This window comes from Paenibacillus sp. J22R232, assembly GCF_056269165.1.
Genome location: NZ_JBWDNK010000009.1, coordinates 80994 through 102029, shown reverse-complemented (window position 1 = coordinate 102029; position 21036 = coordinate 80994). Strand labels below are relative to the sequence as shown.

Annotated in this window: 24 protein-coding genes; 19 read left to right on the top strand and 5 right to left on the bottom strand. The window is 48.2% G+C overall.

Translation table 11 applies throughout. The features are described 5' to 3' along the window. Positions 1–75 precede the first annotated feature (75 nt). The 11 genes from AC0YN3_RS23010 (at position 76) to AC0YN3_RS22960 (ending at position 10846) form a co-directional block, all read left to right on the top strand. A complete protein-coding gene (locus AC0YN3_RS23010; protein WP_475777291.1) occupies positions 76–792 on the top strand; it encodes an alpha/beta fold hydrolase in 717 nt (238 codons plus the stop codon). A 59-nt stretch (positions 793–851) separates the two neighbouring features. Further along, entirely contained in the window at positions 852–1244 is a 393-nt protein-coding gene (locus AC0YN3_RS23005) for a DUF2500 domain-containing protein (RefSeq protein WP_475777290.1), read from the top strand. Positions 1245–1295: 51 nt separating this feature from the next. Further along, a complete protein-coding gene (locus AC0YN3_RS23000; protein ID WP_475777289.1) occupies positions 1296–1655 on the top strand; it encodes a hypothetical protein in 360 nt (119 codons plus the stop codon). 144 nt (positions 1656–1799) lie between these two features. Further along, positions 1800–2195 carry a VOC family protein gene (locus AC0YN3_RS22995; RefSeq protein ID WP_475777288.1) on the top strand — a complete coding sequence of 132 codons (396 nt, stop codon included), beginning with the start codon at positions 1800–1802 and terminating at the stop codon, positions 2193–2195. 417 nt (positions 2196–2612) lie between these two features. Then, entirely contained in the window at positions 2613–3620 is a 1008-nt protein-coding gene (locus AC0YN3_RS22990; protein ID WP_475777287.1) for an ABC transporter substrate-binding protein, read from the top strand. Positions 3621–3762: 142 nt separating this feature from the next. After that, entirely contained in the window at positions 3763–5385 is a 1623-nt protein-coding gene (locus AC0YN3_RS22985; RefSeq protein ID WP_475777286.1) for a helix-turn-helix domain-containing protein, read from the top strand. 138 nt (positions 5386–5523) lie between these two features. Then, on the top strand, positions 5524–6561 hold the full coding sequence (locus AC0YN3_RS22980) for an NAD(P)/FAD-dependent oxidoreductase (protein ID WP_475777285.1): 1038 nt from the start codon (positions 5524–5526) through the stop codon (positions 6559–6561). Between the two features lie 229 nt (positions 6562–6790). Further along, positions 6791–6994 carry a hypothetical protein gene (locus tag AC0YN3_RS22975; protein ID WP_475777284.1) on the top strand — a complete coding sequence of 68 codons (204 nt, stop codon included), beginning with the start codon at positions 6791–6793 and terminating at the stop codon, positions 6992–6994. A 165-nt stretch (positions 6995–7159) separates the two neighbouring features. Continuing rightward, positions 7160–7387 carry a helix-turn-helix transcriptional regulator gene (locus AC0YN3_RS22970; RefSeq protein WP_376769685.1) on the top strand — a complete coding sequence of 76 codons (228 nt, stop codon included), beginning with the start codon at positions 7160–7162 and terminating at the stop codon, positions 7385–7387. Continuing rightward, a complete protein-coding gene (locus AC0YN3_RS22965) occupies positions 7387–7674 on the top strand; it encodes a hypothetical protein (RefSeq protein ID WP_475777283.1) in 288 nt (95 codons plus the stop codon). The genes AC0YN3_RS22970 and AC0YN3_RS22965 overlap by 1 nt, the downstream gene beginning before the upstream one ends. Before the next feature lie 97 nt (positions 7675–7771). After that, on the top strand, positions 7772–10846 hold the full coding sequence (locus AC0YN3_RS22960; RefSeq protein WP_475777282.1) for a hybrid sensor histidine kinase/response regulator: 3075 nt from the start codon (positions 7772–7774) through the stop codon (positions 10844–10846). A 318-nt stretch (positions 10847–11164) separates the two neighbouring features. Here the strand turns inward: AC0YN3_RS22960 and AC0YN3_RS22955 are convergent, their stop codons facing one another. Both AC0YN3_RS22955 and AC0YN3_RS22950 read right to left on the bottom strand, forming a co-directional pair. Beyond that, entirely contained in the window at positions 11165–11389 is a 225-nt protein-coding gene (locus AC0YN3_RS22955; RefSeq protein WP_475777397.1) for a hypothetical protein, read from the bottom strand. A 114-nt stretch (positions 11390–11503) separates the two neighbouring features. Next, on the bottom strand, positions 11504–11677 hold the full coding sequence (locus tag AC0YN3_RS22950; RefSeq protein WP_475777281.1) for a hypothetical protein: 174 nt from the start codon (positions 11675–11677) through the stop codon (positions 11504–11506). Between the two features lie 182 nt (positions 11678–11859). Here AC0YN3_RS22950 and AC0YN3_RS22945 point away from each other — a divergent pair, with 182 nt between their 5' ends. Continuing rightward, positions 11860–12789, top strand: coding sequence for a methyl-accepting chemotaxis protein (locus AC0YN3_RS22945; RefSeq protein WP_475777280.1), 930 nt, complete (start codon positions 11860–11862; stop codon positions 12787–12789). A gap of 318 nt (positions 12790–13107) precedes the next feature. On the opposite strand, the gene AC0YN3_RS22940 is transcribed toward AC0YN3_RS22945, so the two are convergent. Further along, positions 13108–13278 (bottom strand): hypothetical protein, encoded by a 171-nt coding sequence (locus tag AC0YN3_RS22940; RefSeq protein ID WP_475777279.1) that lies wholly within the window; start codon positions 13276–13278, stop codon positions 13108–13110. Between the two features lie 270 nt (positions 13279–13548). Between AC0YN3_RS22940 and AC0YN3_RS22935 the strand changes: the two genes are divergently transcribed. From AC0YN3_RS22935 to AC0YN3_RS22920, 4 genes are all read left to right on the top strand, one after another. Next, positions 13549–15165 carry a family 10 glycosylhydrolase gene (locus AC0YN3_RS22935; protein ID WP_475777278.1) on the top strand — a complete coding sequence of 539 codons (1617 nt, stop codon included), beginning with the start codon at positions 13549–13551 and terminating at the stop codon, positions 15163–15165. A 227-nt stretch (positions 15166–15392) separates the two neighbouring features. Then, the gene (locus AC0YN3_RS22930) at positions 15393–15920 is read left to right on the top strand and encodes a TetR/AcrR family transcriptional regulator (protein ID WP_475777277.1); all 528 of its coding nucleotides are present in this window, start codon (positions 15393–15395) and stop codon (positions 15918–15920) included. A 238-nt stretch (positions 15921–16158) separates the two neighbouring features. Beyond that, entirely contained in the window at positions 16159–16725 is a 567-nt protein-coding gene (locus AC0YN3_RS22925) for an NAD(P)H-dependent oxidoreductase (protein ID WP_475777276.1), read from the top strand. A gap of 138 nt (positions 16726–16863) precedes the next feature. Continuing rightward, on the top strand, positions 16864–17028 hold the full coding sequence (locus AC0YN3_RS22920; RefSeq protein ID WP_475777275.1) for a multicopper oxidase domain-containing protein: 165 nt from the start codon (positions 16864–16866) through the stop codon (positions 17026–17028). Positions 17029–17131: 103 nt separating this feature from the next. Here AC0YN3_RS22920 and AC0YN3_RS22915 read toward each other — a convergent pair whose 3' ends face one another. Further along, entirely contained in the window at positions 17132–17899 is a 768-nt protein-coding gene (locus AC0YN3_RS22915; RefSeq protein WP_475777274.1) for an SDR family NAD(P)-dependent oxidoreductase, read from the bottom strand. 279 nt (positions 17900–18178) lie between these two features. Between AC0YN3_RS22915 and AC0YN3_RS22910 the strand changes: the two genes are divergently transcribed. From AC0YN3_RS22910 to AC0YN3_RS22900, 3 genes are all read left to right on the top strand, one after another. Continuing rightward, complete coding sequence (locus AC0YN3_RS22910; RefSeq protein WP_475777273.1) at positions 18179–18772, top strand: TetR/AcrR family transcriptional regulator; 594 nt, start codon at positions 18179–18181, stop codon at positions 18770–18772. A gap of 195 nt (positions 18773–18967) precedes the next feature. Next, the gene (locus AC0YN3_RS22905; RefSeq protein ID WP_475777272.1) at positions 18968–19570 is read left to right on the top strand and encodes a TetR/AcrR family transcriptional regulator; all 603 of its coding nucleotides are present in this window, start codon (positions 18968–18970) and stop codon (positions 19568–19570) included. Between the two features lie 179 nt (positions 19571–19749). Then, positions 19750–20493 (top strand): SDR family oxidoreductase, encoded by a 744-nt coding sequence (locus AC0YN3_RS22900; RefSeq protein ID WP_475777271.1) that lies wholly within the window; start codon positions 19750–19752, stop codon positions 20491–20493. A 76-nt stretch (positions 20494–20569) separates the two neighbouring features. On the opposite strand, the gene AC0YN3_RS22895 is transcribed toward AC0YN3_RS22900, so the two are convergent. Then, a complete protein-coding gene (locus AC0YN3_RS22895; RefSeq protein WP_475777270.1) occupies positions 20570–20953 on the bottom strand; it encodes an SET domain-containing protein in 384 nt (127 codons plus the stop codon). Positions 20954–21036: the final 83 nt, after the last annotated feature.

Sequence of the window (21036 nt, the reverse complement as noted above, 5' to 3'; positions counted from 1 at the left end):
CGTCGCGGATTGCAGGGGAGAAAGCAGACAAATAATTAGCTATTCGCATTCCTTATTCGAAGAGGAGGTACGGCATTGTACATATCCAAGCATGTGACAAATGGCGAGATAGCAATACATTACTTGGACTCAGTCAATAGCTGCGATCCTGCCAAATCGACATTAGTCGTTTGTCCCGGGTTATCAGAAACGGCGGATGAGTATATTGATTTGCTTGAAGCCGTGCAGCCAAGAAGGAGCGTGATCCTCTCGTTCCGAGGACGAGGTGAAAGTGAAACACCCAGCTTTGGATATAACCTGGGCGAGCATATATCTGATATTGAAGCCGTTGTACAGAATGCCGGGCTGGGCCCCTTTCATTTGTTCAGTTACTCACGCGGCGTTTCTTATGCATTAGGATATGCATTAAAGCACAAATCGAAAGTTAAATCGATTATGGTTGGAGACTATCCACCAGAGCATAGGGCAATGGATAAAGAGTGGCCGGAAGATTACATTCATAACTATCTCATTCCATTTAACCGGACGCAACAAATTAGGCCGGAGGCTGTGAGAGGGATACAGACGGAATCGCGGCAAATCGAGTTGAAAGGAAATTTTGATGTGCCTGTTTTAGTGGCGCGAGGTCTGCTTGAAGGTTCATTAGTGGCAGACTCTGACCTCGAACGGTATAAGAGCATGTGCCCAAAGCTCACGGTCAAGGAATATGCAGCTTCCGGGCATGCTCTTAAGGGGCAGGACAAAGAAAAATTTTATAACGACATTATTGCGTTTATAGACAGCATAGATTAAGCGATCATTCTATTTGCTATTGATTTTTGTATTTGGTATCCGCTCAAAGGAGAGATGATATGATTGGTTTTGATGAGAGCCCCGGATTTTTCGGATTCCTAAAGGAAATGCCGTTATTTTTCAAATGGTTTGGAGGATTCCTCTTAGTTATCGTAGTCGGTACATTCCTCTATGTAATCGTAAAGGGAATTAGGACCTGGATGGGCAATAATGCTTCGGAAGCCGTAACAAGATTCGTGACGGTCGTTGACAAGCGGACAGAGGTATGGGGAGGTTCCGGCGATTCCAGCGCAAGTACGGATTACTACATTACTTTCGAGCTGGATGATCAATCGCGTATTGAATTAGCGGTGAGAGCGGACAGATATGGCCTGATAGTTGTAGGTGACCAAGGGGAGCTTACGCATCAAGGGACCCGTTTCAAGCAATTTCACAGACATGTGATGGTATGAGCCTTAATATGCGCAATATATATCAGGATTTTTCCGAAAGCAGGCGATCGTATGAACCACCCAGAGCTATTTGAGTTGGAATACTTATTTGAGTGTGAGGCAGGCCTCATTGAAGAAGGAATTCCATGGGTGTACGGCGATACAAAGTTTAGGCTAGCTAGGGAGAATAGAGAGATTGATTTTATAATTGGCATAGCAAATAGATGCGGGGAAATCATCATGAGAGTAGATCAGCATTCTCTATTGCAATTAGATTTAGAAAACATAAATGAAATCTTAATTTTTAAGGAGCAGCAGTCAGAAGGCATAAAGATTAAATTTATGGATGAAAATTATGTGCGACCATTAACCATTCATACAAAGCCAGAGATAAGAATCACTTGGGGAACATCATTGGAGCTTCAGAGGTAATGAGCTGTGTTGGCGGAATAATCTGAATGCTGTAGCGTAAATGGATATATGAAAAATATTTTCTTTCCTTTGTCGATTTCACAATCGTTCATACGTCGTCCTATATAGAAAGACAAATTTAAGCGGGAAGGTTGTTGAATGGTTATGGGAGCAAGAATCAACTCTTATTTGATGTCGGAGGATGCAAGAGGCCAGGCGGATTTTTATATAGGGTCACTCGGGGGAGAGATTCAATTCCTCAGCACATTCGCTGACACGCCGGGAATCCCCGAGGCGATGAAGGATAAAGTGATGCATTTGGCTTTGACGGTGGCGGGTGCAAATACGCTAATGATCTCCGATTCCTTCGAGCCGGTTGCGTATAACCGCAGCATCTGCCTTTCTGTGAACTATGATGACGAATCAGAAGCCAGAACAGCGTATTCCAAGCTAAGCGAGGGAGGCGAAAGCAAGCATCCCCTCGCGCTTCAGCCATGGGGAGCCTATTATGGAGAAGTGGTAGATAAATACGGGGTCACATGGATGATTACCAAGCAGTAAGCTTTTGCAAGGTATGTTCGTAGCCACGTTGTGACAGTGAATAAACTAGGGGCATATCATATGGACATGCCCCTAACTTTTATGAAGATAACTCCCAGGAATGGATGATTTATAAAAAGTTCAAAAGGTGATAATTTAAATATGAATGATATGCTGTGCGCAAAGAATCCGGGTAGCTTACCGTGAGGAACGAAAACCTTTTAGATAAAGCGGAATGAAACCAGATTCATATGTTGTTTGTAATTTTGGGGATTAAGCACGCTATCCGAGCAGCTGCCGAGTTTGTATAAATATTTTTGTTCAGAATGTGCATTGAGCACCGCAAGCGTTGTGAGGTACAATCGAGCCTATGTGAGTGATAATGATAATCATTATTCGAGTTTACAAAAATGAATGGGCATAGGAGAGGGTACGGTCATGGCTTTGCGGGGATTGGTAAAAGCAGGATACATATCGTTGTTTTCGGCAGCTATCATGCTGTCTGGTTGCGGTGCTGAGGGAGATCAAACGGAGAATGCTGCAGTGCAGCAGCCTTCCGCCACAACGGAAACGAACACGAGTAGCCAAGCAGCTAATGCGGTTGCGGAAAAGAGAGTGGTTACGGATCAATTCGGTGAGGTAGAAATACCGGTACAACCGAAACGCGTATCAGCATTATATCGCGAGGATTATTTGGTTGCCCTTGGCGTGACGCCGATCGTGCAATATTATAACCCGATGTGGGGCAAACAGGACTATCTTGAATTAGATGTTCCATTGTTTGATGTGACGGGCAACATTGAGGCACTTCTTGCTTCTGAGCCCGACTTGATTATTGCCGCCGGCGAGGTGGATGAAGCCATTTACGAGAACTATTCGAAAATAGCGCCTACTTATCGCCTTACGGACGAGGTGTTGTCTGACACTCGCGAAACGCTGAAGGTGATCGCGGATCTATTGGGAATGCCGGAGAAGGCAGAGCAGGTATTGCAAGAATACGATAACCGGATCACCGAAGTGAAAGAGGAGCTGAAGGCGGCAGTTGGCGATGAGAATATCGTTGTGCTCCGAATGAATGTGGTGGACAAATCCATTAATATTTTTGGTACGCAAAACTCATTTGTCGGTCAAATCCTTTATAAGGATTTGGAGCTTAAGGCGCCTGCATTTGCGGAAGCGATGACTGAGGGCAATATGGTATTGTCTGAGGAAGCCGTACCCGAGCTCGGAGCGGACCATATCGTATTTCTCCCTTCGAACGGAACTTGGGAGGATGAGGAGAATGCCAAAGCTTTGAAGGAATTGCTGGATAGCCCGCTTTGGAAAGCCGTTCCTGCGGTGAAGGAAGGCCATGTATATCCGGTTGAGAGATCTTATTGGCAAACGGGCGCGATCACCGCGAATTTCAAAAAAATGGACGAATTGCTGAAGCTGATGGCCCCTTAATGGTTTAATCATAAAAACCAGCGTCTTGCTGGCCGTTTCGTATCCCGAAAGAGCAGCTTTTCAACGATGGTTGAAGAGCCGCTCTTTTTGCGTTACAATAAATAATGATAATCATTCTCATTATTGAAACGGGGTTTCAACGATGGAAGAACACAACAGCGAACTTATGATTACGGCTCCTGCCGCTCAATATAACCTGCAAACGATTCGGTCCATAAGAAATGCGAAGCGTGATCACGAGCCGGTCATACCTGCAAGCTTTTATGCACTGCTCCTTGTGACCAGAGGTCGGGGCAGCATTCATATGAAGGGCGAGGCGCCACTTGCAATGGGTACGGGAAAATGTTTCTTGCTTCGACCTGAGGCAGCTGCCGCATTGGAGCCGGAAGGCGAAGGCGTTTCCTACTACTTGCTCATATTCGGATCGCAGTCGGTTAAAGAGGATAAAGGAGCAAATAACTTACTGCCAGCGAAGGCGGAGCTGGCTTGCACGCCGTTCGCCAGAGTGCTGGAGCTGATCGAGGATATTTGTGGCTGCACGCATGAGCAGGAAGAGCTGAGACGTTTTCATTGTTCTGTCCGCTTTCAAGAGCTTCTGCTGCTGCTCATCAGCCAGAATCAAGACCATGCGGCTGTAAACGGCAGGCTCGGCTCCGCTGAATGGGAAGGCATCGACCAATCCATTCGGCATATCCAGCAGCATTACCGGAATGTGCTGACGGTTGAGGAATTGGCTGACCTAGCGGGAATTGACCGATGGAAATATACCCGTCTGTTTAAGGAAAAGACAGGGCTGGTGCCGCTCCAATATTTGAATGGCGTACGAATCGAGCAAGCCAAGCGCCGGCTGATGCGGGGAGAAGAACGCTTATCTGAAATTGCGGAGCATGCCGGGTTCACGAATGAATATTATTTCAATAGGCGCTTTAAGCAGATGGTAGGCGTTTCGCCGGGACAATTCCGGCGCAGCCACCGCGACCAGCCCAGAGTTGCGGCTCCGTTTTTGGAGGATTTCCTTGTCGCGCTTAATATATTGCCGGTCGTTCAGTATTCCCACGCGAAATGGGGGAAGCAGGATTACCTAGCGCTTCACCATGTCCCGACATTCGATGAGCAAAGCGATGAATTCACAGCGCTGTCTGCGCATAATCCCGACTTTATTATTTTGCGGGACCGTTATCAGAACAGTGAATACGTACAATGCCGCAGCGTATCTCCTCTTTGCGTTTTGGATGAGCATAGCGATAATTGGCGGGCGCTGCTTCGAATGGTCGGCAGCTATGTCGGGCGCTCGGAGCGGGCCGAGGAAGTCATTGCGGGCTACGAGGCAAAAGCAAGTGAGGCTCGAACGAAGCTGAGCAGCATGAGCGGAGAGACCGTCGCATTTTTGCGAATATCAGCCGACTTCGTACATCAATATACGGATACGGGCAAAGGTTTTGCCACAGCCGTACTTTATGGAGACTTGGGCTTATGCCCGCACCGGATACAGAAGGCTGAGGCTGTGGGAAACAATGCAAGAATGACAAGGCTCTCGCTGGATGAGCTGTCCATGCTAACGGCTGATCATTTGTTTGTTACATTCGACAAATGGCATAGCCAGGCTGACGGTGAAGAGAGGGCGCTGCTTCAGCATCCGCTATGGTCCGCTCTTCCGGCTGTAAGAAACAACCGCGTATATGAGGTGGATTTTATGACTTGGATGAATTACGGCGTTATCTCCAACATCAAAAAAATTGACGATATCCTGCATGCGCTTGCTTAGTCAATGTGTCTATGATAAGAGCGAATTGCAAAGTTTGTACAAAATCTCCTTACAGTTTGTCCATTGATCAAAAGAGAGATCGAAGTCTACAATTATAGTGAGAATCAATCTCAAATATAGGTTTCAGGAGGTAATACGTTGACGGAGCAATTGGAATTATACGATGTCACAATTATTGGCGGCGGCCCTGCTGGGATGTACGCTGCTTTCTATAGCGGAATGAGAGATTTGAAAACCAAGGTGATCGATGCGAATGAGCAGCTTGGAGGCCGCATGCTGATCTATCCCGAGAAGATGGTTTGGGACGTTGGCGGAGTGACGCCCACACTTTGCGAGAAGCTAATCGTTCAATTGGAGCAGCAGGCAAAAACCTTCGATCCTACGATTATACTTGGTACGCAGGTGTATGGGATGGAGCAGCAGGAGGACGGCACGTATATCCTCGTTACTTCTGAAGGGGAGAAGCACTGGACGCGCACCATTGTTCTGGCAATCGGGCGCGGCATTCTGAGAATGGCGAAGCTTGAGCTCGAAGGGGCTGAGCGATACGAGGTTTCTAACCTGCACTATACCGTTCAGGAGCTGGAGCCTTTCCGCGGGAAACGCGTGCTCATATCCGGAGGCGGCAATTCGGCAGTCGATTGGGCAAACGAGCTGGAGCCTATCGCCGAGCAGGTTACGGTCGTGCACCGGCGCGAGCAATTCGGCGGGCATGAGAAAAATATCATCAAGATGAAGGAATCCTCCGTTGAGGTTCGGACGCCGTACGAGGTGACCCAGCTGTCCAGCAGCAATGGGGAAATGATTGACCGCGTGACGGTTGCCCATCTTGAATCGGGAGAGGCCGAACAATTCACAGTAGACGCGGTGATCGTCAATCACGGACTGAAGGCGGATTTCAGCGGCATTAAGGACTGGGGCCTTAAGATGGATGACTGGAATGTATTTGTCAACGGGAAGCTGGAGTCGAACCTTCCTGGCATCTTCGCAGCGGGCGACTTCGCCAACTTCGATAGCAAGCTTAATCTCATCGCCGGGGCGTTCACCGATGCGGCGCTTGCCGTGAACAGCGCGAAGCTGTATATGGACCCCGAGGCACCGAAAGTAGCCTACGTTTCCTCTCACAATGAGCGATTTAAGGAAAAGAACAAGGCGCTTGGCGTTGTGGAGGAATAGAACAGAAAGGATGGAGTCTCATTGCTGAGGCCCCATCCTTTTTCATTGCTAATTATCGGCATACATGCCGGACATAAAACGACAAGAAGGCTGTTTCTCAATTACAATGAAAACCTTGCAGATGCCGCGCAATGCTAAGGGATCGCAGAATCTCTTTATTTTAAATTGCTCGTTAGTATAGCGCCGGTTTGGGGTATACATACTTATAAACGAAGGGAGATGCAGCGCTATGCCAGATTACTTGAATGTGACCTCAGAAATTCCGAACATCAATCCGGATAATAAACCTGAAATAACGCCGCCGGCTTCTCCGGAGATCCTGCCTAATCAGCCGGCACCGGAAATTATTCCGCAGACACCGCCCGAGATCAAACCGGATGTCGTCCCGGAGATCAAACCGGATGTTCCACCGGAGATACCGCCGGGAACGTAACGCAATAGTCAAGAAAGCTCTGTGATGCTCGTAATCGCAGGGCTTTTTTTATGGCTAGGAAAGCCAGTGAAAGAGGGGCAGTAAAATGGTTGACAAAGGCTGAGAGTAAGAAATATAATACAAATGTAATATATTTTTGACATAAAGGAGATCGGAATATTGGATATCAGCAAAGGTACATTGCAAAACAATTTGTTCTTGCTGAGAGCAGAGCGGAAATGGACCCAGAAGTATGTAGCTGAGCAGCTTGACGTCACGAGGCAGACCATAAACTCGCTGGAATCCAACAAATATAATCCTTCGCTCATGCTGGCTTTCGAGATTGCGCAGTTGTTCGAGAAAAGAATTGACGAGATTTTCATTTATGGGAAGAAAGGCAAAGGTGAGGCATAATGTTGACGGCCATCTATATTGTCATGATGATGATTGTAATCGCGAGTTTGGGTGCTTATATTGGGTTTGCCCGCAATGACGGCAGAGACGAGAGAGGCAGGACGATACTCGCCAAGTCGAGCCAGATTGCCTTTATTTTTATATTGGCCGGTTTCGTATTTCAAATCTTGTATTTCCAATTCGCGGAGCCTAATCCAGATCATATCCAGGCAGCCATTTCCGTATGGATGGCGCTCATTTTCGGCAGCAACGCAGTAAGCATTCTTATTTATCAAAGGAAGATGTAAGACATGAATTGGGATTGTTCCTGCCTGCTGGAAGCTTTTATAAGGCGAGCTTCATTTGCCGACAGGAATCAATCCTTTTTTGTCGAAAAATATAGCTATGAAAAAGAATAGAAAAATAATCGTATACATGACTTTGTTTTTAATAGCGCTAACAAGCCTGCGGCTTTATTGGCTCTTTGTCGTAACGCCACCGGAGCCTGCGCATGCCATTCACGGCGAATTGGATCTGCGTGAGTGGGATTTCGAATCGGGGAGAGCCATTTCGCTTAACGGGGAATGGGCGTTTTATCCGAATCAATTGCTGGCGAATTCAGCGTCTATTGATAAGGAAGAACAGCTGCCTATGCAGATGATTAACGTTCCGGGCAACTGGAACCATGTTTTTGGAAACGACAGGAACCCGACCTTCGGTTACGGTTCATACCGCCTGCTCATACAGGTCAAACCGGATGGAGACCGCGTCTACGGCATCCATTTGCCGACGACCCCAGCATCGTCAAAGATTATCGTGAATGGCCGGGTTATCGCTCAAGCCGGGCAGCCGGGCGCATCGGCTGACAGCTATAAACCGCGAATCGTTCCGTACTCGGGTACCTTCTCCTCTGGCGAAGCAGAGATCGAGATTATTGTTCAGGTTGCTAATTTCAATGATCGGATCGCAGGGGGGATCTATTGGCCGATCAAATTCGGCAGCGACCAGGCCGTACACAGAACCACATGGTTTTCCGCGGGTCTGCAGCTATCGGTATGTCTGGTTTTGCTGGGCCATGCTATTTATTCCGCTATTCTTTATGGAATGGGGGTCCGGCAAAAGGCGCTGGTGTACTTTTTTCTATTGCTGCTGTTTGGCATTGTCTCCATTCTCATCGATAACAGCTACCTGCTTATTGCATGGCTTCCGATTAGCTACGAATGGAATCTCAAACTATATTATTTGTCTTATCTGGGGATGGCCGTACTCATTCTCCTATACACGAGATGCTTGCTGCCGGAGGTACGCCAAATTCGGGGACTGCGCGTTTATACGGCAATTAGTGCCGTATACGCGGCAACCATTCCGTTCTTGCCCGTCGAATGGCTGACGTATACGGATTATATCCACGTTCCGCTCGTTATGATTTCTTTCTTGGCTGTTCCGGTTATCGTATTTATGGCTGCGCGCAAAGGAAATAAAGATGTTATTTTTATTTTGCTTGGGATCAGCGCGATTACGGTTAACTCGATTTGGGGCATTGTCAAAAACACGGGCTGGATGGAGATGGGCTTTTACCCGTTCGATATGATCGCAACATTTATTGCCTTCGGTTCTTATTGGTTTAAGCGTTATTTGCGGAGCTCGGATCAAACGGCTAAGCTTGCCGAGAAACTTCTCGAGGAAGATAAACGCAAGGATCAGTTTTTGGTGCAAACCTCTCATGAGCTGCGAAATCCGCTGCATGGCATGCTCGCCATCGCCCAGACGATCCTAAGCGGAGACGAGAGAGTGGACGATGCCAAAAATCGTGACAATATGGGCCTGCTCCTATCGGTAGGCAAGCGCATGTCATACTTGCTCAATGATTTGCTTGATATTTCACGTCTCAAAGAGAAGCAGGTTCGCCTCCAGTTGGCGGCTGTTTCCGTTCAAGCAGTTGCTGTCGGCGTTTGCGACATGATTGGCTTGATGACATCGGGCAAGCCTGTTCAGCTCGTCAACCGCATTCCGGATGAGCTGCCTGCCGTGCTTGCCGATGAGAACCGTCTTGTGCAAATTTTATTTAATTTGCTTCACAACGCCGCGAAATTTACGGATGAAGGCATCATAGCCGTAGACGCGCGAATGAAAGACGGGCAAGCGGTTATTACCGTAACGGATACGGGTATCGGAATGGACGAGGCACAGCTTCGGAAAGCATTCGAGCCTTACGAGCAGGGAGTCGACGGTGATACTGCTTATGCAAGCGGCTTAGGGCTGGGTCTCGGCATTGTCAAGCAGCTTATAGAGCTTCATGAAGGCGAGATTACGGTCAGCTCAAAACTTGGTTTTGGAACTGCATTCACCTTTGCTTTGCCGTTAGCCAATGCTTCTGTAGATGAAGAAAAGCCTTCAGTAATCCCTCTTCCGGTTCAGGCGATGCTGCGGGAAGCAGCGTCCGCCTTTGCGGATCCGGTGAACGCGCCGCAGGCAGGAGGTTCGGTAAGCCGCTTGCAGCTGCTGGTCGTGGATGATGATCCAATTAATTTAAGCGTAATGAGAAACGTATTATCGCATGAGGGCTTCGAGGTCGTAACGGCGACTAGCGGCAAAGAAGCATTAAACCAATTGACGACCGTAGAGTGGGATTTGATCATTACGGACGTGATGATGCCGAATATGTCGGGCTACCAGCTCACGCAAGCGGTTAGGCAGCGTTTTGAAGTAACGGAGCTTCCGATTCTGCTTCTTACTGCACGAAGCAGGCCTGAGGACATTGAGATGGGCTTCCAATCCGGCGCGAACGATTATTTGACGAAGCCTATGGACGTGCTGGAGCTGAAATCGCGGGTGCGGGCGCTGACGGGCATTCGCAAGTCGTTCAAGGAGCGGCTGCGCGTGGAGGCGGCTTGGCTGCAGGCGCAGATCCAGCCTCACTTTCTGTTCAATACGTTAAACGCAATCGGGGCGCTGAGCGAAATCGATACGAACCGAATGATGAGCCTTCTGAACGAATTTGGCGATTATTTGCGCGCAAGCTTCGACTCAAGAAATTTGGAGCGGGTTGTCGTTTTGGAGCATGAACTGAAGCTGGTACGCTCCTATCTCCATATCGAGAAGGAGCGTTTCGATGAGAGGCTTCAGGTGCATTGGGAGATCGATGAGAATCTGATGCTTGAGCTTCCGCCGCTGTCTATTCAACCGCTTGTTGAAAATGCTGTAAAGCACGGTATCCTGAAGCGCGCGCGCGGAGGCAGCTTGTACATTCGGATTAAAGGTTATGCCGATTATACGGAGGTTGTCATTGAAGACGATGGCGTTGGCATTGAGGATAATAGATTGAATAGCTTGCTTATTGGGGAAGCGGCGGAAGGACAGGGAATCGGGCTTCGCAACACGGATAGGCGGCTTAACCAGCTATATGGCAGAGGCCTGCGGCTGGAGAGCGTTGTCGGCCAAGGGACGAAGATTTCTTTTATTATTCCCAGAACGGTCTAAGCTTCCCTAATCCTATGACCGTTCATAACATGTCAGCACGATATCTCTTCTGGAATGGATGGGCCTTGCCTGAATGGGGATTCGAGATAAACTGCACATTTAAATGCTCCGTATACCATCATTTGCTTAAGAGGCGGCAATAGACTAAAAGTAGAAATGGCGGTGCAGGGATAGCTTCCCTAGCACCGCCATTTCTTTATCTTCGCTGACTTTTTCAACAAGTGTGCTGTCTCGTCAAGTAACAAACCTACTTTTGGGACATCCGCTTTTAATCCAAATAACGGTACAAAGCGGGAACTGGATTTTCTAACCGGCTGCTTAGAATAACGGGCCCGGGACGCTGCAGCCTGGGAAGGCGTTTATATCTTGTATCGATTGAAACGGATATTGTTTGGTGGCAAATTGGCTTTGATAGAGATATTCCAGTATCACCGCATTGCCTCCGGTCATGCTGCACAATACGCCGGTAACGCCTTGCCCGTTTGCCAAAGACACGCCAACCGGCTGTCCGACTAGTCCTAATGCTTTTGTGTACCAAGACATTTGAAGCATAGATCTTCACCTCCCTAACCAGTGTATGTGACATATACCCGGAGAGGAACGAAGAGTGACGCTTCATGCGAAGAGAAGCTGCCACTCTCTAGCAGAGATCTTGATCTACAGCTCCAGCAGCTTCTGGCCATCACGAATGAGGGCTACAGCTGAGCGGCCATCGCTTTGCTTGTGGAATGTAAGCCGGTCTTCCCCGCCCGTCCATTGAAGCACGGCCTCCGATTCCGTGGCGGAATACGAGACGGTTGGCAATTCGTCGCCGTGACGATGAGGGATCAAAAGTATTTTGAACCTCGGCTCTACGCTGCCTTAGCTTCTCCTGCCTTGTTTTTAGCTGGAAGAGCTGGCTATTATACTTTACCTAGAAAATACTTGCAATAACTGTAGAAGGTTTGTACAATGCGATTGACGCTATTAAATACATACGTAATCGAATTGGAAATATAAAGGAGAATTTCAACATGAGCGGACAGCTAACAAGTCATTATACTACTACCCAGGTGCTTGATCAGGAGTCGGTTCTAACAGCTGTCGAGCAGTCGCTAGCGATGATTGAATTCGATGCTCAGGGACAGGTGCTATGGGCTAACGAGAACTTTGCGCAGGCGATGGGATATCGGCCGGAAGAGATGCCGGGCATGATGCATCGGCAGTTCTGCTCTACAGAATTCGTTAACAGCGCTGAGTATGCTTTGCTATGGGATAACTTGCGCAGCGGAAGGCCTTTCCAGGATAAAATATTGCGAATGACCAAAAATGGCGGCATGATCTGGCTGGAGGCAACCTACATGCCGATCCGTAATGCGGAGGGACGTGTCGAGGCTGTATTAAAAATAGCTACCGATATCAATGTTCGCGAGCAAGCGACGGCCAAAATTACGGGTGAATTGCTGGAGATGTCGGAGGAGCTGCTCGGGCGGGCGAAAACCGGAATCGCGCAGAGCCAGGACGTAGAGCTAGCGATAGAGAAGGTAGCTACAGAGACGGATGGCAATATGGTCCTGCTTCGCGAGCTTGAGAAGCAGACGGAATTGATTAGCGGTATTGTGCGAACGATCCGTGACGTAGCGTCCCAGACGAATCTGCTGGCCCTGAACGCGGCGATTGAGGCTGCGCATGCAGGTGAGCACGGGCGCGGCTTCAACGTTGTGGCCACGGAGGTTCGCAAGCTTGCTGGTCAGGTGCAGGAGGCAACAAAAGAAGTGGGAACCTATGTAGAGGGAATCGTTACCCGCGTCAATGAAATGACGAAAGGAACGACGCAATCAAAGTCCGCAGTGGCAGAGAGCCAACAGCGTATCCAGCAAGCGGTCAATGAATTTATGGGCATTGGAGAAGCGGCCGTTCAACTCGATGCGCAGGCCAAAGAGCTCCGCATAACGATGCAGTAAACAATCCGTTTATACGGAAGGCAGTCCGCAAGTCGTTCGGTTTATTGAAAAACAGCCTTCAATGTAATAGCGTTAGCCTAGTTCAGCCCCGATCAATCTGGCTTGGAATGGTGTAGGTTTCTGATTTCAATGCCTGCCAAACAGCCGAGCAGCATCAAGAAAGCCGTTATAGCCAAATCAGAAAGCTGAGCGCAGCTGTGACAGCAAGGTCGTTCGAATTATGGATAAAACGAATAAAAATGCCCTCCAATATAAGACAAGGAAGGGCTATTATTTGCGTTTTAAATAGATAGGATATTCGCATAAACGTCATCAACATTAGTCATGAATGCGGTCTGGCCGTATCCAGCTCATTTCCTCTAGGTTGAGTTTACCGGTAAAAAAGACAAGCCATTCCCCATTTAGCTCCTTTATGTAACTCAACTGATCTGGTGTGATTTGTTCTTTGAACGAAACGAGCGTCAGGTTGCCCGCTGTAAATTCACTCACCGATAGGAATCCTTTTCATGACTAACTATTATTTTCCACTAAATAACAATAGCATGTTTTGTTTGCCGCATAAAGATGCTTCTTATGCGTAATTTTTTAGCTCGCCGAGGCGGAGAAGCTCGTTACCCGATCGTCTCGACGGGGAAGGGGGAGTACAATCATACTTACGATTGCTCGTTAACTTGTTCATCGGCGCAACCTATGGCTAGCCGAAAGCGTCTAATTTCTGGAAGGGTATATCATGGGTAGCCGGATAGGAGAATGAAGGTAATGAGAGCAAGAAAATGGACGTTTTGGCTGCTTTGCGCAGCTATTTTCATGTGTATAGCAGCTCCCGCAGCTCAAGCGGCCGAGGCTGCAGACATTCGTATCGTGCTGGATGGCAAGACAATAAAGAGCGATGTAGCTCCGTATATTATGCCTGGGGTTAATGTAACGATGGTACCGCTGCGGGTCATCAGCGAGGAGCTGAAAGCGAGCGTGGATTGGAGCCAGACGGAGCAGCGGGTTAGCATTACGAGCCGCCAGGGAAATACGATTCGAATGGTTAAGGGAGATACGGTCGCGACTGTGAACGGCGACATTGTACGACTAGATAATACCGTACTCATTAAAAGCGGGCGTGTGATGGTTCCGCTTCGCTTCGTTAGCGAGCAGCTTGGCCTTCAGGTCAATTGGAACCAAAGCAATCGTACGATTACGATGCGCTCAGCCACAGTTGACCAACCAACTGATGGTACTGTAACACCGCCCCCTGAACCGAATCCGGAACCGGATGCGAATGCAGGCATGCGCGGGGCTTGGGTGTCCACGGTGTATAACCTGGACTGGCCTTCTGCGGCTTCTTATTTGAATCCCGTGAAGCAAATGGGGGAATTTGTAAGCTTGCTGGACGAATTGCAAAGCATGGGAATGAATGCGGTATTCGTACAGGTACGCCCTGCGGGCGACGCTTTGTACCCTTCCAAGTTGGTTCCCTGGTCCAAATACGTAACGGGTGTTCAGGGCTTGGCGCCGACCTATGATCCGCTTGCATTCATGGTAGAGGAAGCTCATAAGAGGAATATGGAGTTTCATGCATGGTTCAACCCGTTTCGTGCCCATGTAGACGCGAAAACGGAGTCGCTTGCTTCTACCCACGTAACAAAGGAGCATCCGGATTGGATCGTGAACGCAGCCGGCAAGCTTTATATCAACCCGGGTATTCCTGAGGCACGCCAGCATATTATTAACGCGATCATGGAAGTCGTGAACGGGTATGATGTGGACGGCGTCCATCTGGATGATTATTTCTACCCGTCGAATGTAGCTTTCGCTGACGACATGACCTTCAAAACGTTTAATTCAACCAAGATTCAGACGAAAGCGGACTGGCGGAGAAATAATATTAATACATTCGTCCGCCAGCTGGGCGAGTCGATTCATCAAGCAGACCCGCAGTTGGAATACGGAATAAGTCCGTTCGGTGTCTGGCGGAACAAGGCGGTAGATCATACAGGCTCCGATACGAAAGCAAGCATCACGGCTTATGACGATATGTATGCGGACGTTCGGACATGGATCAAGCAGGGCTGGATTGATTACGTCACTCCCCAGATTTACTGGAGCCTGTCGTTCAATGTCGCGAGATATGACAAGCTCGTGGACTGGTGGGCTGATGAATTGAAGGGTACGGGCGTTGATCTCTATATCGGACATTCGCCGTACAAGCTAGGAACGAAGGAGGCTGGCTGGCAAAGCGCGCAAGAGATGATTAACCAGCTGGAATATAATAAGAAATATGCGGAAGTCAAAGGCGATGTGTTCTTTAGCGCCAAGGATCTTCGGAAAAACACGTTGGGTATCATGGATGTGCTTCGGACATATTATTCCGGGCAAACCAAGTAAGCATCCGCTTACCCACCATAGATAAGAGACTGTCACGACCTGGCGTAATGCCAGAGAGGGCAGTCTTTTCTTATGACAAGGAGCTATTCTTTATTAGAATGCTGCGCCACTGGATCGATTATCATCTATTTTAATTTTAGGCTTGCATTGGATGACCATATAGCGTATTCTATGTTTAGTGATTGATCAATTACTAAACAAACGGGTACGTAAAGGTGGGCTATTGAATGTCGAAAGCATCATCAACCTCCGCTAATCGTCGAACGGAAATTGTTTCTGCTGCGATTGAGGTATTCGCGGAAATTGGCTATTATAGGGCGACGACTGCGAAGGTGGCAGAACGTGCGCAAATATCTCAGCCCTACGTATTTCGCTTCTTTTCGACGAAGGAAGCACTTCTGCAGGAAGCGTTAGAAGTATCTTGGACTCGCATTTTTGACGCATTTCGCTCCGTTATTGCGACGACAGGCCCTGATCGGCTGGAGCATGAGCTCGTTCAAGCGTACGTGAAAATTATGGACGATTACCAGAATGAAACGCTGCTTCAAATGCAAGCACAGACAATCAAAGAAGAAGCGATCACCCAGACCATGCAGAACGGCTTTCGTGAAATCCAGCAAATCGTGTACACGGCTTTCAAAAACGCCGGACTCGAACGGCCGCAGGAGAAAACGCTTATTTTTCTGGCAAGAGGGATGCTATGCAACATTTCATTGGCGCTGTCATTACCTGAATTAATGGCTGTGGAGGATTAAGCCAAGGATTGCTTGGTTTTTAACAACGAGTTATTGATTGATTAATTACAATGAAATCTTTTGTTGGCATAAAATGATTAAATACTTAAAACTTAATTTGTTATTGATCAATCAATAGTAAACAAAGAAGGTTATTGCTATGGCATCGTCATAGTTATACGTTTCGTTCCTGATTGGTATTTTACCGCTATTCTAAAAAGTTGAAAAAAATGCTTGCCCATTCGAGAGGAGAAATAACATGAACCATTTAATCGTATACGCGCACCCTAGAAAAGAAAGCTTTAACCATGCGATATTGGAAACGGCTGTAAACGGCCTTCGGGAAAAGGGACATGAGGTGGTCATCCGTGATTTGTATGCGCTTGGTTTCCAGGCGGTTGTCAGCAGCAGCGAGATTATAGGAGGTATTTCGGAGGATATTGAGCAGGAGCAGGAGCATCTGAAATGGGCCGACGTCGTAACCTTTATTTATCCGATTTGGTGGACGGGGCTGCCTGCTATTCTGAAAGGATACATTGAGCGCGTGTTCACCTATGGGTTTGCCTACAAATACGTGAATGGCGAGCAAATTGGCCTATTGAAGGGAAAGAAGGCGGTCGTTATCCATACGCAGGGCAAATCGAATGCCGAATATGCCGCAAGCGGGCTCGATCAAGCGCTGCGACTCACCTCTGATAAAGGCATTTTTGAATACTGCGGCTTCGAGCTGTTATACCATGTTGTTTTTGATGCCATACAGCGTTCGGACGAAGAGACAAGAAAGGCTTGGTTAGCACAGGTTGCCTATATGGCGAGAAAAGCATGAGGCGTGTTTTCGAACCGTATTGCAATAAAGAATTGAATTTTGTTATTGATTGATTAATAAATATAGTTGAAGACTGAGCCGTTTACCTATACGTTTATAGCCGCTTCTCCGGGCACATCCTGGTATCATTGACATCAAATGAGCTCAGTCATCTATTTGAAAGCAGATAATCCGGGGTTATGGATGGCCCATTGCCATAATCTGATGCATGCTTCTATGGGCATGAGCATGATGATGAATTACAAAGATGTGACCACGCCTTTCCGAGTAGGCACACAATCGGGCAATTTGCCGGATTTATGAGGGTTACTAAGGCAGCGGCGAAAAGGCGGGTTCGCAAGCAATGCCGCGAATCCGCCTTGGCGAGTCTTATTTGAGAAGTATGGGGAGAATGCCGAACCCTCGCTTACTGCCCAATCATGCCGCCGTCTACGGTATAGAGGGATGCCGTTACGAAAGATGCTTCGTCGGAGAGCAAGAAGTTCATAACAGCGGCAACCTCTTGCGGTTCGCCGTATCGGCCCATAGGCGTTGCCGCTTCATTGGCAGCTTTAAAGTCTGCAACATTGCCGGAGTTTTCTTCGATTTGGCGCATCATGCGCGTATTGATCGTCCCGGGAAGAACGGCGTTGACGCGGATGCCGTAGGGTGCGAGCTCATTGGCTGTAACGCGCGTGAGGCCAATAACCGCATGCTTGGACATAATATAAGGCGACATTCCCGGCGCCCCCATTAACCCGGCAAGCGAGGACGTATTTAGAATCGCGCCCGATTTCTGCTTTTTCATCACGGGAATGACATAATGAAGACCTAGGAAAACGCCGCGGACGTTAACGTTGTACACGAGGTCAAGCGCCTTGACGCTTTGCTCCTCTACGAGTCCGGATGGTCCTTCGATACCGGCATTATTGGCGAAATAATCAATGGTCCCAAACCGCTCGACCGCTTTGTTTACATAGTGTTGCACATCTTCTTCCTTGGATACGTCTGCTGCTACGATCAGTGCTTGATCCTCATTCAGCCCAAGCTCGTCCACCGTTTGGCGCAAAGCATCCGCGTTCAAATCGACGAGCACCAGGTTGATTCCACGCTCCGCTAAACGGCGTGCGAGCTCCTTGCCAATGCCTCCGGCAGCACCGGTTATGACAGCTGTTTTTGGTTGCGTTTGACTCATTATATATCGCTTCCTTTTCGTGGATTTGTATCAGACTTGCTATATATTCAGCATACGCCCGGACGGTTCGATGGACAATGAGCAGCAGAGCGGCTCATGTCATGTATCCAACGGATACAAAGGGATCGTCGGTTATGTTAGAGAAATTGGACGTTATAAGCTAAAATGTTGAATTACTTGCTATTCCGTATTCCAAGCTGAGATTTGGCAGATCGCTTCGCGAATTTGCAGTCGGATGTTCTATAATATGAACAGCATGTGTAAAGGAGGCGGATTGCAATGACGACGGATGCCCATACGGATAGAAGAATAAGAAGGACGCGGCAGGCCATTAAGGAGGCGTTCGTAGCGCTTGTTTTGGAGAAGGGTTACGAGCTCGTCACCGTTCTTGACGTAACGGAGCGGGCGGACTACAACCGCGGAACCTTCTATAACCATTTTGTTGGAAAGGAAGAGCTTCTCCGCGAAATTCGTCAAGACTTTGTGAGAGGCTTTGCGGAAACGCTGTTAATACCTTATGAAGGAATGGAACGAGTCGGGGCAACCGAAATATATCCGTCCAGCTTGCAGCTGTTTGAGCATATTGAAACGCATAAGGATGAATTCATGGCCTTGCTATCGGTGGATAGAAGGCTGGGACTCGAGCTCGTGGATGTGCTTAGGGAGTCGATGAGGACGGTGATGCATATTGAAATGGCGGAGAGCAATCCTCCCATGGACTATGAGATCATGCTGAGCTACCGCATGTCTGCGACGGTTGGCGTCATTATGTACTGGGCGGAAACAAGGTTTAAATATTCAGCGCAATATATGGCGGAGCAGCTTCTGCTGCAGGTCAACAGTAAGATGGACTACATTTCATTCATAAAATAAGGGAATGCTTTAATCATAATCCTCGATGCTGCTATCATTCTAATAACCCTTCAAATGACTGATTACAAAGTATGAACATTGTCATCTGAAAAGGCGAATGATAGTATAGAACCAAAGCGTTGAAGGGGGGAAACGCAGCATGATGGATGGCCTTACTCTCGCGAGGGAGCTGGCAATCGTTATATGCGGCCCATAATGACAAATGATTTACCGCTTAGCAAGGAACAAATATTAGACGCGGCAGAGCAGGTTCTCCGGCGCTTCGGACCGGATAAAACGTCGGTGGTCGACGTGGCGAAGGTGCTCGGAGTCAGCCATGGTACGCTATACCGCCATTTCGCGAGCAAAGCGGCTCTTCGCGAAGCTGTCACGGAGCGTTGGCTGCACCGATCCGTCGCCGCGCCGCTTGAAGATATCGCAGCGATTAAGGACGGAAGCGCAGCGGACAGGCTTCGGTTATGGCTGGACGCTTTAATCGCAGGCAAGCGTAAATTTGCGGCTGAGGATGCAGAGATGTTCGCCATGTATGCCGAGGTTACCTTACATGCGGTTGAAATCATTGCATCGCATGTCGATAAATTAATTGGGCAAATGGCCGTGATTATCGAAGAGGGCATAAGGACAGGGGAATTCAAGTCAGGCTCATCCATAAAGACCGCGAATGCCATCTTTATGGCAACGTCCCGTTTTCATCATCCCGCGCATGTTGCGGAATGGTCCTCCGAGCAAGCGAATGAGCAATTCGAGCTCGTGTGGGGACTGCTGCTCTCGGGCATCGTATCATCATATGCAAATTAAAATTGAGTCCTTTTGATGGCAGCCATCGAAGGGGCTTTTGTTTTTTTACGCAAAGGGAAAGTTAAAAGAAAAGGAACGCATGTAACTAATGACAAAAATACGATATTGTCACTTGATATTTGCATGAGGGGCGTATATAATCGATTTAAGAACAGGACACCTGAGGGGGCATGAATGAAATGGAACATAAATTGGCAGGCAAAGTAGCTTTAGTGACAGGCGCGTCGAGAGGGATCGGCAGGGAAATAGCGGAGGAGTTAGCGCGCAGCGGCGCGAAGGTTATCGTTAATTATGCAAGCAGCCCGGCGAAAGCGGAGGAAGTCGTTGCCGTAATCATGGAGCAGGGAGGCGAAGCAGCAGCCATTCAAGCAGATATTAGCCGGGTAGCCGATATCGAGATGCTTTTCCGGAAGACGCTGGAGACGTTCGGGCAAATCGATATTCTCGTCAACAATGCGGGGGTCATGATTACCAAGCCGCTTGTCAGCATGACGGAAGACGATTTCGACAAGCAGTTTGCCATTAACGTAAAAGGAACCTATTTTGCGTGTCAGCAGGCAGCTATGCATATGAATGCAAACGGACGGATCATCAACTTCTCCACCTCGGTGAACGGCATGATGTTCCCGGCTTACAGCGCGTATGCGGCTACGAAAGGCGCGGTGGAACAAATAACGAGGCAGCTTGCGAAGGAGCTGGGACATAAAGGCATTACGATTAATGCGGTTGCGCCGGGTCCTATTAATACAGAGCTGTTCAAGGATGGGAAGTCTGAACAGCAAATCCAAAATATCGTCAATATGAATTCCCTTGGACGCTTGGGCGAGCCGGATGATATTGCAAGCGTCGTGTTGTTTCTGTCAGGCGAGGAATCACGCTGGATGACAGGGCAGACCATTCGGGTGAATGGCGGTTTTGCTTAAAAACCCTTAACAGGCATTCCATTTAAAAACAGAGAGGCTGCTTCCGGCAATATCCGGAAGCAGCCTCTTTTTTTGATTATTCCTTGCCTTCGTTGAACCAGAGCGGATCGTCGTTTTCAACTTCGCCATTGTAATTGATTAGAATCTCTTCGCCCGCAGCAATATCCGTATAGGCAAAAAAGTCGACCGTATGGTTATCGAAATTCAAATCGTAATGGGCGTTAGGGGTGTAAGAATGGTTGAACAGCATACCGTATCCGAGCAGGAGGGCCGTATGGTGCTCTCCATACTCAAACACGTAATCAGCAAGCAACGTTTTCTCTATGTGTTCATGCTCTTCATTCGGGTATGGAATGACGGGTGCCTCGTGAAATAAAGTTCCTTGCGGTATGTCGCATGTAGCAAATACGCCTCTATTGAATTCTCCATCGCTTAGCTTAGAAGTTTTTACCTCAATCATGTTCGTCACCTGCGCGTTCTATAGTCTAAGGAGCTCTCATCAAAAACAAGATTCGAAACTCACCTAAGGTAATATAACAAGAT

Bases quoted from the DNA above. Each gene is read 5' to 3' on its own strand.
- AC0YN3_RS23005 (WP_475777290.1), top strand. From the start codon at position 852: ATGATTGGTTTTGATGAGAGCCCCGGATTTTTCGGATTCCTAAAGGAA.
- AC0YN3_RS23000 (WP_475777289.1), top strand. From the start codon at position 1,296: ATGAACCACCCAGAGCTATTTGAGTTGGAATACTTATTTGAGTGTGAG.
- AC0YN3_RS22995 (WP_475777288.1), top strand. From the start codon at position 1,800: ATGGGAGCAAGAATCAACTCTTATTTGATGTCGGAGGATGCAAGAGGC.
- AC0YN3_RS22990 (WP_475777287.1), top strand. From the start codon at position 2,613: ATGGCTTTGCGGGGATTGGTAAAAGCAGGATACATATCGTTGTTTTCG.
- AC0YN3_RS22985 (WP_475777286.1), top strand. From the start codon at position 3,763: ATGGAAGAACACAACAGCGAACTTATGATTACGGCTCCTGCCGCTCAA.
- AC0YN3_RS22975 (WP_475777284.1), top strand. From the start codon at position 6,791: ATGCCAGATTACTTGAATGTGACCTCAGAAATTCCGAACATCAATCCG.
- AC0YN3_RS22965 (WP_475777283.1), top strand. From the start codon at position 7,387: ATGTTGACGGCCATCTATATTGTCATGATGATGATTGTAATCGCGAGT.
- AC0YN3_RS22960 (WP_475777282.1), top strand. From the start codon at position 7,772: ATGAAAAAGAATAGAAAAATAATCGTATACATGACTTTGTTTTTAATA.
- AC0YN3_RS22955 (WP_475777397.1), bottom strand. From the start codon at position 11,389: ATGTCTTGGTACACAAAAGCATTAGGACTAGTCGGACAGCCGGTTGGC.
- AC0YN3_RS22945 (WP_475777280.1), top strand. From the start codon at position 11,860: ATGAGCGGACAGCTAACAAGTCATTATACTACTACCCAGGTGCTTGAT.
- AC0YN3_RS22935 (WP_475777278.1), top strand. From the start codon at position 13,549: ATGAGAGCAAGAAAATGGACGTTTTGGCTGCTTTGCGCAGCTATTTTC.
- AC0YN3_RS22930 (WP_475777277.1), top strand. From the start codon at position 15,393: ATGTCGAAAGCATCATCAACCTCCGCTAATCGTCGAACGGAAATTGTT.
- AC0YN3_RS22925 (WP_475777276.1), top strand. From the start codon at position 16,159: ATGAACCATTTAATCGTATACGCGCACCCTAGAAAAGAAAGCTTTAAC.
- AC0YN3_RS22920 (WP_475777275.1), top strand. From the start codon at position 16,864: ATGAGCTCAGTCATCTATTTGAAAGCAGATAATCCGGGGTTATGGATG.
- AC0YN3_RS22915 (WP_475777274.1), bottom strand. From the start codon at position 17,899: ATGAGTCAAACGCAACCAAAAACAGCTGTCATAACCGGTGCTGCCGGA.
- AC0YN3_RS22910 (WP_475777273.1), top strand. From the start codon at position 18,179: ATGACGACGGATGCCCATACGGATAGAAGAATAAGAAGGACGCGGCAG.
- AC0YN3_RS22905 (WP_475777272.1), top strand. From the start codon at position 18,968: ATGACAAATGATTTACCGCTTAGCAAGGAACAAATATTAGACGCGGCA.
- AC0YN3_RS22900 (WP_475777271.1), top strand. From the start codon at position 19,750: ATGGAACATAAATTGGCAGGCAAAGTAGCTTTAGTGACAGGCGCGTCG.
- AC0YN3_RS22895 (WP_475777270.1), bottom strand. From the start codon at position 20,953: ATGATTGAGGTAAAAACTTCTAAGCTAAGCGATGGAGAATTCAATAGA.